14 protein-coding genes are annotated in these 17,872 nt (G+C 59.2%); 5 read left to right on the forward strand and 9 right to left on the reverse strand.

Going from position 1 to position 17,872, the window contains the following annotated elements:
- Positions 1–10 precede the first annotated feature (10 nt).
- The gene (alsS, locus tag I6L49_RS10545; protein WP_216949501.1) at positions 11–1,681 is read right to left on the reverse strand and encodes an acetolactate synthase AlsS; all 1,671 of its coding nucleotides are present in this window, start codon (positions 1,679–1,681) and stop codon (positions 11–13) included.
- A gap of 18 nt (positions 1,682–1,699) precedes the next feature.
- Positions 1,700–2,494 (reverse strand): acetolactate decarboxylase, encoded by a 795-nt coding sequence (gene budA, locus I6L49_RS10550; protein WP_005338506.1) that lies wholly within the window; start codon positions 2,492–2,494, stop codon positions 1,700–1,702.
- 108 nt (positions 2,495–2,602) lie between these two features.
- Between budA and I6L49_RS10555 the strand changes: the two genes are divergently transcribed.
- Entirely contained in the window at positions 2,603–3,538 is a 936-nt protein-coding gene (locus I6L49_RS10555; RefSeq protein ID WP_216949502.1) for a LysR family transcriptional regulator, read from the forward strand.
- 42 nt (positions 3,539–3,580) lie between these two features.
- Here I6L49_RS10555 and tyrS read toward each other — a convergent pair whose 3' ends face one another.
- Positions 3,581–4,780, reverse strand: coding sequence for a tyrosine--tRNA ligase (gene tyrS, locus I6L49_RS10560; protein WP_216949503.1), 1,200 nt, complete (start codon positions 4,778–4,780; stop codon positions 3,581–3,583).
- A gap of 109 nt (positions 4,781–4,889) precedes the next feature.
- Between tyrS and I6L49_RS10565 the strand changes: the two genes are divergently transcribed.
- Positions 4,890–6,215 (forward strand): peptidoglycan DD-metalloendopeptidase family protein, encoded by a 1,326-nt coding sequence (locus tag I6L49_RS10565; RefSeq protein ID WP_005358749.1) that lies wholly within the window; start codon positions 4,890–4,892, stop codon positions 6,213–6,215.
- A 313-nt stretch (positions 6,216–6,528) separates the two neighbouring features.
- Positions 6,529–7,650 carry an anhydro-N-acetylmuramic acid kinase gene (locus I6L49_RS10570; RefSeq protein ID WP_216949504.1) on the forward strand — a complete coding sequence of 374 codons (1,122 nt, stop codon included), beginning with the start codon at positions 6,529–6,531 and terminating at the stop codon, positions 7,648–7,650.
- 22 nt (positions 7,651–7,672) lie between these two features.
- Here the strand turns inward: I6L49_RS10570 and I6L49_RS10575 are convergent, their stop codons facing one another.
- Positions 7,673–8,419 (reverse strand): hypothetical protein, encoded by a 747-nt coding sequence (locus I6L49_RS10575; protein ID WP_254127467.1) that lies wholly within the window; start codon positions 8,417–8,419, stop codon positions 7,673–7,675.
- A 1,289-nt stretch (positions 8,420–9,708) separates the two neighbouring features.
- Here I6L49_RS10575 and I6L49_RS10580 point away from each other — a divergent pair.
- Positions 9,709–10,974: a RidA family protein gene (locus I6L49_RS10580; RefSeq protein WP_216949506.1), complete on the forward strand. Its 1,266-nt coding sequence runs from the start codon at positions 9,709–9,711 to the stop codon at positions 10,972–10,974.
- Between the two features lie 72 nt (positions 10,975–11,046).
- Here I6L49_RS10580 and I6L49_RS10585 read toward each other — a convergent pair whose 3' ends face one another.
- The 3 genes from I6L49_RS10585 to I6L49_RS10595 all read right to left on the reverse strand — a co-directional run bounded on the left by I6L49_RS10585 (position 11,047) and on the right by I6L49_RS10595 (position 13,647).
- Positions 11,047–11,769, reverse strand: a complete 723-nt coding sequence (locus I6L49_RS10585; protein ID WP_216949507.1) for a PA1136 family autoinducer-binding transcriptional regulator — start codon at positions 11,767–11,769, stop codon at positions 11,047–11,049.
- The gene (gene hchA, locus I6L49_RS10590) at positions 11,766–12,629 is read right to left on the reverse strand and encodes a glyoxalase III HchA (RefSeq protein WP_058057895.1); all 864 of its coding nucleotides are present in this window, start codon (positions 12,627–12,629) and stop codon (positions 11,766–11,768) included. The genes I6L49_RS10585 and hchA overlap by 4 nt, the downstream gene beginning before the upstream one ends.
- A gap of 145 nt (positions 12,630–12,774) precedes the next feature.
- Positions 12,775–13,647, reverse strand: a complete 873-nt coding sequence (locus I6L49_RS10595; protein ID WP_216949508.1) for a LysR family transcriptional regulator — start codon at positions 13,645–13,647, stop codon at positions 12,775–12,777.
- A gap of 135 nt (positions 13,648–13,782) precedes the next feature.
- Here I6L49_RS10595 and I6L49_RS10600 point away from each other — a divergent pair, with 135 nt between their 5' ends.
- On the forward strand, positions 13,783–14,811 hold the full coding sequence (locus I6L49_RS10600) for an NAD(P)H-quinone oxidoreductase (protein WP_216949509.1): 1,029 nt from the start codon (positions 13,783–13,785) through the stop codon (positions 14,809–14,811).
- A 219-nt stretch (positions 14,812–15,030) separates the two neighbouring features.
- Here the strand turns inward: I6L49_RS10600 and I6L49_RS10605 are convergent, their stop codons facing one another.
- Together I6L49_RS10605 and tkt are read right to left on the reverse strand one after the other, a co-directional pair.
- Positions 15,031–15,657, reverse strand: coding sequence for a hypothetical protein (locus I6L49_RS10605; RefSeq protein WP_216949510.1), 627 nt, complete (start codon positions 15,655–15,657; stop codon positions 15,031–15,033).
- A gap of 179 nt (positions 15,658–15,836) precedes the next feature.
- Complete coding sequence (tkt, locus tag I6L49_RS10610) at positions 15,837–17,828, reverse strand: transketolase (protein ID WP_005338517.1); 1,992 nt, start codon at positions 17,826–17,828, stop codon at positions 15,837–15,839.
- Between the last annotated feature and the right edge of the window lie 44 nt (positions 17,829–17,872).

Below are 17,872 nucleotides of genomic sequence, written 5' to 3' on the forward strand. Positions count from 1 at the left end.
CTGCCCACACTTATGCCAATACTTCTGGCCTGAGCTGGGCCATCAGCCCCGGGTTGTCGGAGTAATCCACCGGGATCGCCACCACAGCAGGCCCCTCCACCGCCAGCGCGGCCCGCAGGGTGGCACGCAGCTCGTCGGCCGAGCGCACCGCAAACCCGGCCGCCCCGAACGATTCGGCATAGCGTTTGAAGTCGATGGGGCCAAAAGAGACGCCGGAGGTGCGGCAATACTTCTGCTGCTCCTGCATCGCGACCATGTTGTAGCCGTTATCGACCCAGATGATGTGGACGATATTGCTCTTGAGCCGCACCGCCGTCTCCAGCTCCATGCTCGACTGCATAAAGCTGCCATCCCCCGATACCGAAATCACCTTCTCACCCGGTCGCACCAGCGCCGCACCGATGGCCCACGGCAGTGCCACCCCCATGGTCTGCTGACCATTGGAGATCAACACCTGACGAGCGCGGAAGCTGTAGAGGTAGCGGGCAATCCAGATATGGAAGCTGCCCATGTCGACGCAAAGGGTCATGTCGTCGCGCACCAGATCCTGCAGCTCGCGCACGATACGCAAGGGGTGAACCGGATTGCCGTGCAGATCATCGGCCCGCATCGCCAGTCGCAGTCGCTGCTGGCGCACCCCTTGCAGCAGCCGATCCACCTCGGGGGGACGGATTTTCGGATTGCCCATGATGCGGGTCAGCTGCAACAGGTTGGCGCGGATCGACCCCACCAGCTCGGCGGTCGGGCAGTAGCTGCTGTCGATATCGGCAGGCAGCACGTCGATATGGAGGATGCGCCGCTCCCTGTCGCCATTCCACAGCACGGGGTCGTACTCGATGGGGCTGTAGCCGATGCAGATCACCAGATCGGCCCCTGCCAGCAGCTGATCCCCCGGCTGGTTGTTGAAGAGCCCGACCCGTCCGGCAAAGTCATCGAAGTGGCAGCTGTCCACCACCCCGGCCGCCTGATAGGTACCGGTCACCGGCAGCCGCGCCTTGTCGAGGAAGGCGCGCACCGCCTCGGCATTCTCCGGCCGGCTCGCCATCAGGCCGAGCAGCACAACCGGATTCTGGGCATTGCTCAGCAGGGTCAATGCCTGCTCCATATTCTGTTCATCGGCGCAGCCCGGCTCCGGCACTTCGCGGGGCACCAGTACATTGCCCTGCACCGGCTTGTTGATGATATCCATCGGCAGGCTGACAAACGCCGCCCCCGGCCGCCCCAGCTCGGCGGCACGAAAGGCGTTGGCCATCACTTCGGAGATCGCCGCCCCGCTGTTGACCTGAGCACTGAACTTGGTGACCGGACGACAGAGGTTGACCGTATCCATGCTCTGGTGGGTGAGTTTGAGGCCATCGGCACGGCGCACCGCACCGCCGAGCGCCACCATGGGGTCCCCCTCCGAGGTGGCCGTCGCCAACCCGGTAATAAGGTTGGAGCAACCGGGGCCCGAGGTGACCAGCGCCACCCCCGCCTTGCCGGTGAGACGCCCCACGGCGGCCGCCATAAAGGCGGCGTTCGCCTCGTGGCGCACCACTATGGTCTCGATGGGGGAATCCTCCAGCGCATCGAATACCCGGTCAATCTTGGCGCCAGGAATGCCAAACACCTGCTTGACCCCCTGCGCCTCCAGATGACGAACCACCAGCTCGGCACCGCACTTCCACTGTCTGTTTTCCATGTTATTGCTCCTTGTCTATCAGCCTTCGGCGGCTTGAATGGCGCGATCGAGATCGGCGGGGTTGAGGTCGGCCTGCCGGAAAGCGGGATCCGATGGCAGGGCCAGATTGAGGTGACGCACCACAGAAAGCCGCAGGGTGCCGTGGGCCATGGTGTAGTCGAGCAGATGGCCGCCCCCCTTGCGATCGGCGGTGATCATGTGCTCGTGAAAACCCGCCACATTGACCCCCTGCACGAACGGCGGGCAGCGAAAGCCCACCAGAGTTCCCGCCACCGCGGCAAAGCGGAACAGCGGTTGCTGTTCGATGGCTTCCAGCATGGGGCGATAGGGGGGCTCCTGACGCGGCACGGTACGGACCTTGGCCGTTTCAAACTGGCCGTCGAGGCGCAGGGCGACGAAGACGTTGTCGGAGCCCACCAGCCGATCCACCCACTGGTGGATCTCGTCACGGCTCAGGGGGTGATCGAAGCGACGCTCCAGACAGGGGCGAAAATGGGTCATCACCGCAAAGGGGGTCTTCTGATCGGCGCGGGCGGGACGGGCCGAGCCATCGGAGCGCAACTGGTGGATCTGCCGCTCGAAGGCGATCAGCTCGCCATCGAGGTGATTGAAGGTGCCGAGGCCAAAGTCGCCGTGGCGCAGCAGCTCGCTCATGGTGGTCTCCCCTTCGTAGACCCCCGCCAGCAGGGCGCTCATCAGGGAACTCTGGTAGATCTCGCCACCGTCATGCTGCCTGCGCCAGCGGGAAAACTGCTGGCTCACTTCGAGGGCACAGCTGCACCCGGCACTGTCAGATGTTGCAATATGTTCCATTCGGGTTTCACCTCCACCGTGAATCCTGTTAGCGTTCGAATCCAATGGTGACTTGGTTCACATTTCAACACCAATACGCTGATCCCATGACTTTGAGACTCAATCGATATGGAACTTCGTACGCTCCGCTACTTCATGGCCGTTGTTGAAAAGCAGAATTTCACCCGCGCAGCCGAATCACTCAACATGGCCCAGCCGCCGCTGAGCCAGCAGATCCGCAAGCTGGAAGAGACCCTGGGCACCCCGCTACTGCGCCGTTTGACCCGCAGTGTCGAACTGACCGAGGCGGGCGAGAGCCTCTATCGGGATGCGGCGCAGATCCTGGCGCTGGCCGATGCGGCAAAACTGAAGGTAAAGCGGATTGCCCGGGGCGAGCAGGGGGCGCTGAGGATCGGCTTTGCCGGTTCCACCGTGCTCCACCCCGCGGTGCTGACCCTGCTGCACGACTATCGGGAGCGCTACCCCAAGGTGGCCCTCAGCCCGCAGGAGGGCACCATGCCGGCACTGGTGGAGGCGCTGCGCAACGATCGGCTGGACGCCGCCATCTTGCGGCTGCCCTGCCGGGGTAGCGAGGGCTTTGCCCATCACCTTATCGAGCAGGAGCCGCTGCTGATCGCCCTGCCGACCAGTCACCCCAAAGCCAAGCCAGGCCCCTTACCACTGGCCAGCCTGAAGGACGAGAGTTTTATTCTGTTCCCCCACGCCATCGGGCCCGGGCTCTATGACGGCATAGTGGGTCTCTGTCGGGAGGCGGGGTTCGAGCCGATATTGGGGCCCGAATGCCCGCAGGTGATCTCCACCGTCGGCATGGTACAGGCGGGCTTTGGCGTGACTCTGGTGCCCAGCTCGGTGGCGGCGCTGCGCCCGCTCGGGGTCAGTTATCACCCCATTGAGGGCAACGGCATGATGACCAGTATCAGTCTGGCGACACGGCCACACCCAAGCAGTGCCGTGCTGCGGCACTTTATCGCCCAGATCCGTGCCGCCCAGATACGACAGGGCCTCCCGAAGGAGGCCCTGTTGAACAAGCTTGAACCGGTTTGATGGCCAGCTTGCCTGATGCGACGGCTTATTTGACGGTGCTGCTTATTTGACAGTCACTCGGGCAAACTTGCGCTTGCCGACCTGATAGACGGCGGTACCGGCACCGATGAGTGCCTTGCCATCTTCCAGCTTCTCGCCATCCACCTTGACCGCACCCTGCTTGATCATCCGCAGCGCTTCGGAGGTGGTGGCCACCAGATCGGCCTCTTTCAGCAGGTTGGCAATGGCCAGCCCTTCGCCTTCCAGTGCCAGCTCGATTTCCGGCATCTCGTCCGGAATGGCGTTCTTGGAGAAACGCTGGGTGAAATCTTCGTGGGCCGCTTCAGCCGCCGTTTCGTCGTGATAACGGGCGATGATCTCTTTGGCCAGCCAGATCTTCACGTCGCGCGGATTGAGAGTACCGGCCGCGATACCTGCCTTGAACTCTTCGATTTCAGCCAGCGGACGGAAGGAGAGCAGCTCGTAGTAGTTCCACATCAGATCGTCGGTGATGGACATGATCTTGCCGAACATCTCGCCCGGAGCGTCATGGACGCCGATGTAGTTGCCTGCGGATTTGGACATTTTCTTGACGCCATCCAGACCCACCAGCAGCGGCATCATCAGCACGCACTGGGTCGCCATACCGGCATCTTTTTGCAGCTCGCGGCCCATCAGCAGGTTGAACTTCTGGTCGGTACCGCCGAGCTCAACGTCCGCCTTCAGCGCGACCGAGTCATAGCCTTGCAGCAGCGGATAGAGGAATTCGTGAATCGCGATGGATTGGCCGCCGGTGTAGCGCTTTTTGAAGTCGTCGCGCTCCATCATGCGGGCCACGGTCTGCTTGGCCGCCAGCTTGATCATGCCGGTCGCCCCCAGTTCGCTCAGCCAGGTCGAGTTGTACTCGATGCGGGTCTTGGCCGGGTCGAGGATCTTGAACGCCTGCTCGGCATAGGTGAGGGCGTTGTGCTTGATGGCCTCTTCGGAGAGCGGCGGACGGGTGGCGTTCTTGCCGGAGGGGTCACCCACCATGGCAGTGAAGTCACCGATCAGCAGGATCACTTCATGGCCCAGATCCTGGAAGGTCTTCAGCTTGTTGAGGATCACGGTATGACCCAGGTGAATGTCGGGGGCGGTCGGGTCCATGCCCAACTTGATGCGCAGCGGGCGCCCTTCCTTCAACTTGGCGACAAGTTCTTCTTCAACCAGAATTTCTTCCGCTCCGCGCTTGATCTCGGCTAGCGCCACCTCGAGCTGGGACATTTTTTGACTCTCCATCACGATTCCACAGGGCCAAACATATTACTGGAATGGCGGGCCAATTGGAAAGGCTGTAAAATCCGTCCATTCTGCCCGACTTCATCTGCTTCTCATGGTTATTTGGCACGCCTTCAACGCACTCCCCCACTGGCACCGCAAGATGGTGCTGATCTTGAGCATCATGATCATGATGCTGGCTGCCTGGCCAAGCGAACAGGCAGTAGCAACACGGGTCGATGAAAACGGCAACGAAATTGCCCTGCGGGAACCGGCTAACGACAACGCGCTAAACGACGAGCTGCCAGCCGAGGCCGCCCAGCCCGTTACCCCGCCCAAGCCGCGCTACATCACCAAGCAGGTGAAAGTACGCCGTGGCGACAACATGGGAGTCATCTTCCAGCGCATTGGCCTGAGCACCACGGATCTGCACCTGATCGACCAGCTCGAGGGCAGCGATCCCCTGCGCATGCTGCAACCTGGGCAGGAACTCACCTTCAAGCTGACCGAAGATGGCCAGTTGCACAGCCTCTATTACCCCCACAGTCTGGAGCAGGCGCTCAAGGTGAGCCGCAAGGAGGAGACCTTTGTCGCCCGCAACGTCAAGATCGCCCTCGACACCCGCGAACAGGTGAGCAAAGGGGAGATCCGCTCCAGCTTCTGGGGCGCCGCGGTGGATGCGGGGATGACCGAAGATCAGATCATGGACTTGGCCGCCATCTTCGGCTGGGACATCGACTTTGCCCAGGACTTGCAGCCGGGGGACAGCTTCCGGGTGGTCTATGAAGACAAGTTCCGCGACGACGAGCGGGTCGCCTCCGGCGATATTCTGGCGGCGGAGTTCGTCAACCAGGGCACCGCCTACCGCGCCGTGCTCAATGAAGATGGCAACTACTACACCCCGGAAGGCAAAGCGATGCGCAAGAGCTTCCTGCGTGCGCCGGTCAACTTCAAATACATCAGCTCCAACTTCAACCCGCGCCGCCTCCATCCGGTAACCGGCAAGATCCGCCCCCACAACGGCATCGACTATGTGGCGCCGGTGGGCACCCCCATCATGGCGGCGGGCTCCGGCAGCGTGGTGGCCGCCGGTTACAACCAGTTCAACGGCAACTACGTCTTTATCAAGCATGCTGGCAACTATGTGACCAAGTACCTGCACCTCTCCAAGCGCACCGTCAACAAGGGACAGCGGGTGAAGCAGGGACAGACCATCGGCACTCTGGGTGGCACCGGCCGCGTCACCGGCCCGCACCTGCACTACGAATTCGTGGTGGGCGGCATTCACAAGAACCCGCGCACCCTCACCCTGCCGCAGGCAGAGACCCTGAGCGGACGCGAGCTGGCCAACTTCAAAAAGCTGGCGATGCCGCAACTGGCCAAGCTCGACAACCCCGAGCTGCAGCTGGCCCAGAACAAGCGGGATAGTCGCGGCAACTAAGTCATCAGGGCTGGCAGGGTGAAGGCCCTGCCAGCCCCTTTTATTAAACCCGCACCAGGCAATCAGATTGAAATGAGTCCACTTTCAGACATAAGATGAGATGGAACACCGGGAGCGGCATGTGGCACGGAAGCAAGGGCTTATCTATCCTGTCTCTCTCACTCTTTTTCCGGTCCGCATTGAGGATGCAACATGGTTGAGCGTTATATCGGTCTGATGTCAAAGACCACGCCATGTGGCATGGGATGAAAGCCGTTCCCCTCTTCACCCTCTCTGCACACCGCATTTTCGAACAGGAATGTAAGGAGACACCATGGCTGAGCGCTATATCGGTCTGATGTCGGGAACCAGCATGGACGGCATTGATGCCGTGCTGGTGATGATCGCCGGGGATGAACTGCGGGTCGAAGCGGCGCTTTGTCACCCCTGGCCGCAAGAGACCGCCCGCACGCTGCATGCCCTCTGCACCCCGAGCGACAACGAAATCGACCGCATGGGGGTGGCCGATAATCTGGTGGCGCGAGAGTTTGCCGCCGCCACCCACGCGCTGCTGGCCAAGGCGAAGCTTGAGCCCAAAGATATTCGCGCTATCGGCAGCCACGGCCAGACTATCCGCCATCGCCCCCAGCTCGGCTTTACCCTGCAGATCGGCAACGCCGCCCTGCTGGCCGCCCTGACCGGCATCGACGTTATCGCCGATTTTCGCACCATGGATATGGCCCTCGGTGGTCAGGGGGCGCCGCTGGTGCCCGCCTTCCATCAGGCGCTGTTTGCCAAACCCGGCGCCCTGCGAGTGGTACTGAACCTCGGCGGCATCGCCAATATCTCGGTGCTGCCGGGCAATCCGGGCGGGGTATATGGTTTTGATACCGGCCCGGCCAACACCCTGCTCGATGGCTGGTATCGCCGCCATCAGCCCCACGGCGGCAGCTATGACGCCGGTGGCAAATGGGCCGCCAGTGGCAAGCCCATCCCGGCCCTGCTGGAAAAACTGCTGGCTCACCCCTACTTCGCAGCCCCCGCCCCCAAGAGCACCGGACGTGAGATGTTTACCCTCGATTGGCTCGATGGGGAGCTGGCTGGCACTTCATACGCCCCCGTGGATGTGCAGCGCACCCTGCAGGCGCTCACCTGCCACAGCATCGCCCTCCAACTGCCCGCCAGGCCCGAATCAGTCGGTGCCAGCCAGCCGAAAGCCGAGCTGTTTGTCTGCGGCGGCGGTGCCCATAACGCCCCCTTGCTGAAGGAGCTGGCCAGCCTGCTGCCTGCATGGCGCATCGCCAGCACTGCCGAGCTGGGCCTTGCCCCCGACTGGGTAGAAGGCGCAGCCTTTGCCTGGCTGGCCATGTGCTTTGTTCACCGCAAGCCGGGCAATCTGCCCGCCGTCACCGGTGCCAGCCGTCCGGCTGTGCTGGGGGCACTTTATCCCGCCTGAGTGATGACAAGGGGGCTGCGGATCAGTGTGCCCCCTTGAACAGACGCACAACCTGTTGCCGGATCGGTGCAAACAGCGGGGGCTTTGGCGGCTCCAGATTGATATGGCGCCGCCCGGCACGGGTTTCACAGCGAAGCAGATTCTGGATGTAGTGATGGTGGGAGCGATGGATCAGCTGTGAGGCCTGATACGCCCACAGTCTGGGCACACCCCACAGGGTGCTGGCAATCGCACCGACGATGCAGAAGAAAGCGGGCTCCTGAATTCCCATCCGGCTGGCATTCTCCAGCGCCTCCTTGAGCGAGTTGGAGTGGGCAATACAGGTCATGATATTGACCATGAAGGCGTCGTAGTCATCCTCCCCACCCTGGCCAACGCGCGCCGTCAGGGTCGCCGCGGGCTGATAACCAAACTGATGACCGATATTTTCCAACACCGTATTCCGCTGGCGGATCACCTTGCCATAAAACATCAGCATCACCATGCAGTCGATCGCCTTGCACAGCGCCTCGTAGTGGGGATGGCTCTTCTTGGGACGCGGCGCCGTGGCGAGGGCCAGCTCTTCAGAGATGGCCAGCAGGCCCACAGGTACGGCGGTACTGACAAACGAGAGATCAATCGACAGCTCCAGCCCATCCTCCCCTTCCATGCGGGCCACAATCACATGTTCGCCAAACAGCCGACGCTGGCGCTCGATAAAGGCGCCAAAGACCAGATCACGAAACTGCTTTTGCGGATAAGGGGTATCGAGCAGGCTCTCGATGGTCATGATGGCGGCGGATACCCGGCCGCGCAGTCGGTAATCGGCAGGAATTGGAAAGCTCTTTCCCAGGCGAGGAGGTAACCGCTGCCCAGATGTTTGACAATACATATCGCCCAGAACGAAACCCAGCATAAATCCTCCACAGTCAGGTAATGATGATCGCGATGCGATCTCGCTTGCCAATCCTGGGCAATGGCCTGCCGGTGCATCGATGCTCTCCGTCAGGGCTCCTTGATCACCTTATTAATCATACGATTAATAGCGAGTGAAAAAAGCGACCTGACTCGCAATCACGCCACTAATTAATAGTTTCATCAAGAAACCATAAAAAGCGGTCGATAAATCCATTTTTTGACACATTTCCCTTTAAAAACAGCATATTGAAATTTATGCCTGCGAAATCATCTGAACTGTTCCCGAGCCCTGAAAACCATCCCAATCATCACAACCAGCCACAGATAAGAGGGAGCTCGGACAAAGCCACAGAAAAGTGGAAAAAGCGACGACGCGGGGCAACCCCACCCATCGGGGGATGCAACCGGCGTGAAGAGACTCGTATTGCCACCACCGCCCCTCATCCAACGCCACCTCTCATCCAGCACCACAGCTCCTGCAAACCGTCACGCCAACGCCATGCTCCCCACTCCTGTGCAGCAGGGGCAGGTCCGTCGTGCAAATTCATGGCATAGAATTTTATGGCGTTAATAACAGATCCCGGCTGCCAGCAAGGCGTCATCGAGTATGCCGGAATTATCATTAACAGAGAGGAATGCAAAAGCCGTGAATTATATTCCAGAGGTATCTTTAATAATGTTGATATGCATATTCACGGGAATTTTCATAGCCCCTTAAAAGAGCTGAAAACAGATATCCATGCACCATAATATGCATTATTTGCACATTAGCGCATAATATTAACCCTTTATTCACACGCCAATATCCCGAAGAGGGGGAGAGCAAATCCAGTCAGGGCAAGGCTGTCCGCCGGCTCGGCACCATTTGCGCACAAATTGGCTACGATTTCGGGTGAATTGAATAGCAATATGCTTAAATTTGCACCCATTGAGCCATCTCATAGAAATGCAATCAGCGGTTTGCAACCCCTGATAGCCACTCATAGAATCGCAGCGTCTGAAATATCTACCCTGTCCTCTTCTCCCTTATTCCTCTCAGTAATTGAGTGGATCACAAATAATAACCGGGGATGCCGCCGCTGGCGCAGTGGCCGTGGCGCACAACAAGATGGGGTAAACCTGTACCTGAATGAACAACAAATATTAAAAAGAGGCATATCTATGAGTGGCACCATCATCAAGTCGGCAAGAAATACCCCCCATGCACCCCAGGATCTGGGCCCCTGCACCCAAACGGTGGCGTTTTCTCATTACAACAATATCTCCGCCCAGCTGCCGGTCGATCCCGCCACCGGCAAGATAGTGAGTGGCGATGTCACTGCGCAGGCCAGACAGTGCCTAAGCAACCTCAAGGCAATCATCGAGAGCATCGGCCATGTGATGGACGATATGGTCAAAGCGACCATCTTCCTCAAAGAGATGGCCGATCTGGAGGCGGTCAACGCCGTCTATCGCGAATTCTTCCCGGGCTATCTGCCGACCCGCACTACCCTCGCCGTCGCCGCCCTGCCGCTGGGCGCACTGGTGCAGATCGATGCCATCATCTCCAACGGCGAAGGTACCTTCCCACAAGATCCTTGCCCGCTGGTTAAACTGGCCCGCAATAGCGACAAGGCGCCGCACAATCCGCTCTCCACCCATACCGTGGCCTTCTCCCACTACAACAATATCGGCGCCCAGCTGCCGGTCGATGCAGCCTCTGGCCAGCTGGTTGCCGGTGGCATCAAGGAGCAGGCGGGCCAGTGCCTGCGCAATATCAAGGCGGTGCTGGAGAGCATCGACGTGCCGTTTGACGATATCGTCAAGGTCACCGTCTATCTGACCGATCTGGCCGATCTGGAGGCCGTCAACGAGGTCTACACCACCTTCTTCCCCGACTCCGCCATCGCCCGCGCCGTGGCCTATCTGCCCGCCCGCTCGGTAGTCAGTGCCGCCGCTCTGCCCATGGGGGCACGGGTGCAGATGGATGCGGTCATCTCCCACGGTGACGGCACCCCGCCGCAACTGGTGGAAGATCGTCACAATCTGGTGATCCGTGCCCGCAATACCGACAAGGCACCGCGCAGCCCGCTGCACACCCAGACCGTTGCCTTCTCCCACTACAACCATCTCTCTGCCCAACTGCCGATAGACCCCGCCACCGGCAAGATCCTGGCTGGCTGCATCAAGGAGCAGACCGCCCAGTGCCTGAGCAATATCAAGGCGATTGTGGAAAGCATCGGCCATGTGATGGACGATATCGTCAAGGTCAATATCCAGCTCGGCAATATCGCGGATCTGGATGCGGTCAACACCATCTACACCAAATTCTTCCCGGGTTATCTGCCTGCCCGCACCGTAATCGGGGTAAGTGAACTTCCCGCCGGTGCTCTGGTACAAATCGATGCAGTGATGTCCAACGCCGAAAGCACCCCGCCACAGGCATAAAGGTTGCGGAAATAAAAAAGAGACCGGCTATATGCCGGTCTCTTTTTACATGCCAGACAAAGGGGTAGCCCCTCAGCCCTCAATATCGCGGTTCCTGATCGCCACTCTGACCGCCTCTGCCGTGGTGGCCACCCCCAGTCGACGGCGGGCACTGCGCAGATGGTTCTCGACCGTGCGCACCGAGAGTTTCAGGGTGGTGGCGATATCGGCATGGCGCCAACCCCGGGAGACCCACTCCAGCACTTCGCGCTCGCGCCCAGTGAGGCCACGCTCGTGACCCGCCACCGGCATCTCCATCATTCGACGAGCAGCATGAAAAGCCGCCACCGCGATCAGCGCAAGGCCAACCCGAGTGTGGGCACTGGCATCGATCTGATCGCCGCCAAAGCTCATCGCCCCTTCCAGTCCCAACGGCCCATAGACGGGTACCTGCAAGCCATGTCGGCCCGGCCCCTCAGGATGGCGAACGATACGGTACTGCTCGCCAGCAGCGCCAACCGTTTTGCTCCAGAAGAAGGGCTGGTCTCGCTCCCTGATATGCATCGCCATCGGGCACTCGCGCATATAGGCATGCAGGTCGACCGCCTCGCCGCTCTCCAGCCACTCCCCCTCCAGCCAGTAGAGATGCTCGACCACCCCCTCCTCGCTGGCACTGATGGAGAAGAGCGCAAAGCGGTGATACCCCAGCGGGGTGGCAAAGGCGCGCACCAGTTGCTGGATCTCCTCCAGCCGCTGGCACCCTTCCAGCGCCACCACGACCTGCAATGCATTCGCTGGCGATGACGACAACCTCATCGCTTGGCAACCGCCTCCAGCAAGGTGGTGGCGGCCAGCTTGCCGAGGTTATTACCAGCCAGCGGGCTGTCACCGGTCAGCAGATTGCGATCCCGGCACACCTCTCCCGAGATGCCGTTGTTGACGATCTCAAAACCAATCTCTTTAAGCTTCTCGCCAAACTTCCAGGTGAGGTGGCCCGGCATATAGCCAATTGCCGGGGTCTGGGCATCCAGCTCGTCGGGGAAGGCGCAGATCTTGTAGCCCGCGAAGGTCTCTGGATTGGCCACCGCCAGCAGCGCAGCAGGCCCGTGACAGAGGGAGATGATGAAGCGATCGTTGGCCATCGCCCACTCCAGCAACGCTTTCACCTCGGCACTCTGCGGCAACCCCATCAGGGCGCCGTGGCCGCCGGGAATAAAGACGCCGATATAGTCCGAGTCGGCGGCCAGCGCCTCTTTCAGCAGATCGGCCAGCTTGGCCGGTTGGCGGAACTGCGCCTGATATTTGGCATAGAGCCCCAGCACCTCTTCGTCTTCGCCGGGCATGGCCCACCACTCGAACTTGACCGGATTGCCGGAAAGGGTGGCCACATCAAAGGCAAAGCCCGCCTTGTCGAGGTGATACATGGGCAGCAGGGTTTCGACCGGATGGTTACCGGTGGAAAACAGGGTGCCGTTGTCGGTGGGCAGATAGCGCTCATCGGCCCCGATCAGCAGGATCTTCCAGCGCCCCTCCCGATAGGGAGCGGGATAGTCTGCCCCGGCAAGGTCAGATTTGCGCGAGGTGAACTGGCTCAGGGAGTAGGGCGATGGGAAGAAGGCATTCTGCTCTGCCGGATCCGGGGTCGGTTGTTTATCGTCAACAAGCATATCGGTCATGGGTCAGGCTCCAGTAGTGGTGGACTCGGTCTCACAGTATTGACTGTCAGAGACCAAGTAAATGAGGGTTTTCCCTCAACCGCCATGACGATGGCAAGAGGTGTGACCGCGCTGCGACAAAACCTGAACAGAATCCCCGCCAGACTTAGGCCATCGCGGCAAATGCCCTGACGATGGCATCCATGACCGCCCTGACCCGCGCGGCATGCTGCACATCCTGATGGGTCACCAGCCACACATCGTAGGATTGCTGTAACTGCCGCTCGGGCCAGACCCGCACCAACCCGGCTTGCTCGGCGAGCGGAACCGCCACCTCGCCAAGCCCCAACCCCATCAACAGGGCCTGACGCAGCATCAGGCTGGTATTGACCCCCGCGGCGACCGTGGCCCCCTCGGCCGCCTCTTCGAGCATCATGGGCGAGCGCGCGCTCTGCCAGTGGGGCTCATACACTACCAGCGAATGGCCCGCAAAACCGGTGCCCGCTTCGGGAATGCCATGGCGAGCCAGATAGTCGGCGGAGGCATACAACCCGACCGGCCAGGAGGCCAGCTTGCGGATAATCAGGTCGGGATTGTCCGGCTTCACCGTCCGGATCGCGATATCCGCTTCCCGCAGGGACAGATTGACCACCTGGGTCGAGGTATTGAGGATGACCCTGATATCGGGATAACGCTGATACAGCTCGGTCAGGGCCGGTATCAGAAAATCCATCCCCAGGGTGTCTGTGGTCGCCACGCTGACCTCACCGACCAGACGGTTGTCGACCCCTTGCGCCGCCCGCACGAAATCAATGGCAGCCAGCTCCATCTGCTGAGCGCTGGCCAGCACTATCTCCCCGACATGAGTCAGCACATACCCTTTGGATGTGCGGAGAAACAGCGTGGCCGCCAGACGATGCTCCAGTGCGGCAATCCGCCTGCCAATGGTGGCCTGATCGACCCCGACCACACGGGCGGCGCCCCTCAGGCTCCCTTCCCGATGCAACGCCAGAAAAATTTTCGCATCATCCCAGTTCATCACGACTCCCGGTTGAAATGCATTTTTGCATTACAGGTGAGGGATAATACTGCGTTTATTCATCAGCAATCTCCACTATCTTGGTGCTCATCCAACTCGGGGAACCTCATATCACCTCGTTACAAGGAGCCGCTGATGCATAACGCCTATTCCATTCCCGCCACCATGAGCGCGGTAGAAATTACCCAGCCAGGTGGCCCCGATGTCTTGCAACTGACCACCCGCGCCACACCGGCGCCCAAGCCCGATGAGGTTTTGATCCGGCACTATGCGACCGGCATCAATGGGCCGGATGTGATGCAGCGCAAAGGGCTCTACCCGCCTCCGGCAGGGGCATCGGATATTCCCGGGCTGGAGGTCGCCGGGGTCGTGGTCGCCAAGGGGGAGCAGGTGGAGCATCTCAAGGTTGGCGACAAAGTCGCAGCGCTGATTTCGGGTGGCGGCTATGCCGAGTACAGCGTCGCCCACCAGAGCAATGTCCTGCCCCTGCCGCCCGGATTAAGCTTTGTCGAAGCCGCGGCGCTGCCGGAAACCTTTATGACGGTCTGGTCAAATATGTTTGAACGGGGTCAGTTCAAAAAAGGCGACATTATCTTGATCCATGGCGGCGCCTCCGGCATCGGCACGACCGCCACCATGCTGGCCAAGGCATTTGGCGCCGCCAAAATCATCACCACGGTCGGCTCACCCGAACAGCAGGCCGCCAGCATCAAGCTGGGCGCGGATGTGGCCGTACTCTACAAGGAGGAGGATTTTGTCGAGGCCGTGCATGCAGCCACCGATGGCCATGGCGCCGACATCATTCTCGATATCATTGGCGGGGAGTATGTCGCGCGCAACTATGCGGCGGCCGCCATCAATGGCCGCATAGTCCAGATCGGCATTATTGCGGGCGCCGCCCCCAATCTCGATCTGTTTCCCATGCTGCAAAAGCGGCTGACCCATATCGGCTCTACCCTGCGCTCGCGGACACCGCAGGAAAAAGCCGATCTGATCGCCCAGCTGCAAACTCATGTCTGGCCATTTATCGAACGCGGCGAGGTCAAACCGCAGGTTTACCAGACCTTCCCGCTGGATGAGGCCGCCGCCGCCCACCATTTGCTGGATTCAGGCCGTCATATCGGCAAGCTGGTATTAACCATGGCGCCGTTGTCGTCAGATTGATAAAGCCCATCGTGGAGCAGGCCGAGATGGATGCGGTGATGTCCAGTGCTGAAAGCACCCCGCCGCAGGCGTAAGGGGTGCGATAAATAAAAATAGACCGGCTGATAGCCGGTCTATTTTTTGGTAACAGGGTGGGATATTATTTTTATGGCATCGTCTTAAAAACGCGAACGTCCGATTACGCTTCGCTAATCGAACCTACGAGCTATTTAGATAGCTCTACTGCAATTTTTGGTTAAAAATATATGTAAAACCGCTTTTCCCATCAGTACGACAAAAATGCAAATTATCCAAAGCCACACATATTTCAAAACTGAGTAATGCAACTAGTTTTTGATTTGAAGAGGCCAATGTCATTTTAAATAATGAGTCATCAACCGCAGATAGCCCTATTAATACAGGGTATATGGCTGCCCATATATCAAGTGCCTGTGGCATTACCCTATGAATATCAATGGCAATATTCTTCATATCCATTGAACATAGATGTTCAGGGCTACAAAACATAAACTTTTCGTGAAGTACAGCCCTCAACGGCACATTACCGACCAGTGATTCATCAAGAATATTAGATAACTGCGATGCATAAAACTCGATATCTTCTCGTGCTTGCTGCAAATAATACTGGTCATTCATCTGTTTCTGTAAAGAAAGCTGACGAATCAAAACTACTAACGTAATAAATCCGAGTATTGGTGCATAGATACCTCCAATTGCCGAGCCAAATTCGGCCCATCGAGAGTGGTCTTGTGACAAATCTCCGCCAAATGTATTTACATATAAAGCAACAGGGGAAAATAAAAATACAAAAACAACAACTATAATAACCCAACCTCTTATAACCATAGCTTAGCCTTTATTAAGACAATGAAGATCAATCATCAAGAAAAAGTACTATCAACTCTCAGGCATTGAAATATATTTTTAATTTACTATTTTCCTGTGCCAATAAAAACGCCCCCCATCTTGCGATGGAGGGCGTTTATTTTCCAGCTATTGGGTCAAGCTGGCCCAATCTTCAGGAATTACAGGGATTCAGCGGTCGCAACCACGTTTTCCACGGTAAAGCCGAATTCCTTGAACAGCAGCTCGGCCGGTGCGGACTCACCGAAGGTGGTCATACCGATGATCTTGCCGCCGAAACCAACGTACTTGTACCAGTAGTCAGCGATGCCCGCTTCGATGGCCACACGCTTGGTGACGGAGGACGGCAGGACAGACTCTTTGTACTCGGCAGATTGAGCGTCGAACACGTCGGTAGACGGCAGAGAGACCACGCGCACGGCACGGCCCTTGGCAGTCAGCTGCTCATAGGCGGCAACGGCCAGTTCCACTTCGGAACCGGTGGCGATCAGGATCAGCTCCGGAGTACCGGCGCAATCCTTCAGCACGTAGCCACCCTTGGCGGTATCAGCCAGCTGCTGGGCGGTACGGTCCATCTGGGCCAGGTTCTGACGAGAGAAGATCAGAGAGGTCGGGCCGTCGGTACGCTCGATGGCGTGTTTCCAGGCGATGGCAGATTCAACCTGGTCACACGGACGCCAGGTGCTCATGTTCGGGGTCAGACGCAGGGAGGCAATCTGCTCAACCGGCTGGTGAGTCGGGCCATCTTCACCCAGACCGATGGAGTCGTGGGTGTAAACGAAGATGGCGCGCTGCTTCATCAGGGCGGCCATGCGCAGGGCGTTGCGAGCGTACTCCATAAACATCAGGAAGGTTGCGCCGTAGGGGATGAAACCACCGTGCAGGGCGATACCGTTCATGATGGCGGACATACCGAACTCGCGTACACCGTAGTGGATGTAGTTGCCGGAGGCATCGTCGTTGGTCAGGGACTTGGAGCCGGACCACATGGTCAGGTTGGACGGAGCCAGGTCGGCAGAGCCGCCCATGAACTCCGGCAGCAGCTTGCCGAAGGCTTCCAGAGAGTTCTGGGACGCTTTACGGGTCGCAATCTTGGCCGGGTTGGCTTGCAGGGTTTCGATGATCTTGGCGGATTCAGCAGCCCAGTTGGCCGGCAGTTCGCCAGCGGTGCGGCGCTTGAATTCAGCAGCCAGCGTCGGGTGAGCGGCTTCATAGGCGGCGAACTTGGCAGCCCAGTCGGCTTCCAGTGCAGCGCCCTTCTCCTGAGCGTTCCACTCGGCAGCGATATCGGCCGGGATAACGAACGGAGCGTGGTCCCACTTCAGGAAGGCGCGAGCAGCGGCGATCTCGTCGTTGCCCAGCGGTGAGCCGTGGCAGTCGTGAGAACCGGACTTGTTCGGGGAACCGTAGCCGATGATGGTGCGGCAGCAGATCAGGGTCGGCTTGCCGGTCTCGGCCTTGGCGGCTTCGATGGCGGCATTGATGGCTTCCGGGCTGTGACCGTCAACAGCCGGGATAACGTGCCAGCCGTAGGCTTCGAAGCGCTTGACGGTGTCATCGGTGAACCAGCCTTCTACGTGACCGTCGATGGAGATACCGTTGTCATCCCAGAACGCGATCAGTTTGCCCAGTTGCAGGGTACCGGCCAGAGAGCAAGCCTCGTGGGAGATACCTTCCATCAGGCAGCCGTCGCCCATAAAGGCGTAGGTGTAGTGGTCAACGATGTCGTGGCCCGGCTGGTTGAATTGCTCAGCCATGGCTTTTTCGGCGATCGCCATACCAACGGCGTTGGTGATGCCCTGACCCAGCGGGCCAGTGGTGGTTTCCACGCCCGGTGCATAGCCGTACTCCGGGTGACCCGGGGTGCGAGAGTGCAGTTGGCGGAAGTTTTTCAAATCGTCGATGGAGAGGTCATAACCGGAGAGGTGCAGCAGGGAGTACAGCAGCATGGAGCCGTGGCCGTTGGAGAGAATGAAACGGTCGCGGTCGGCCCACTTGGGGTTGTTCGGGTTATGTCTGAGGTGGCTACGCCACAGCACTTCGGCGATATCCGCCATTCCCATGGGGGCGCCCGGGTGACCGGAGTTGGCTTTTTGAACGGCATCCATACTCAATGCACGAATGGCATTGGCAAGCTCTTTACGAGAAGGCATCTGAATCTCCTGCGATTGCTTCATTTGATGGCCAAGATTAAGGC

The sequence above is a fragment of the Aeromonas sp. FDAARGOS 1419 genome (genome assembly GCF_019047045.1).
GTDB lineage: Bacteria > Pseudomonadota > Gammaproteobacteria > Enterobacterales > Aeromonadaceae > Aeromonas > Aeromonas veronii.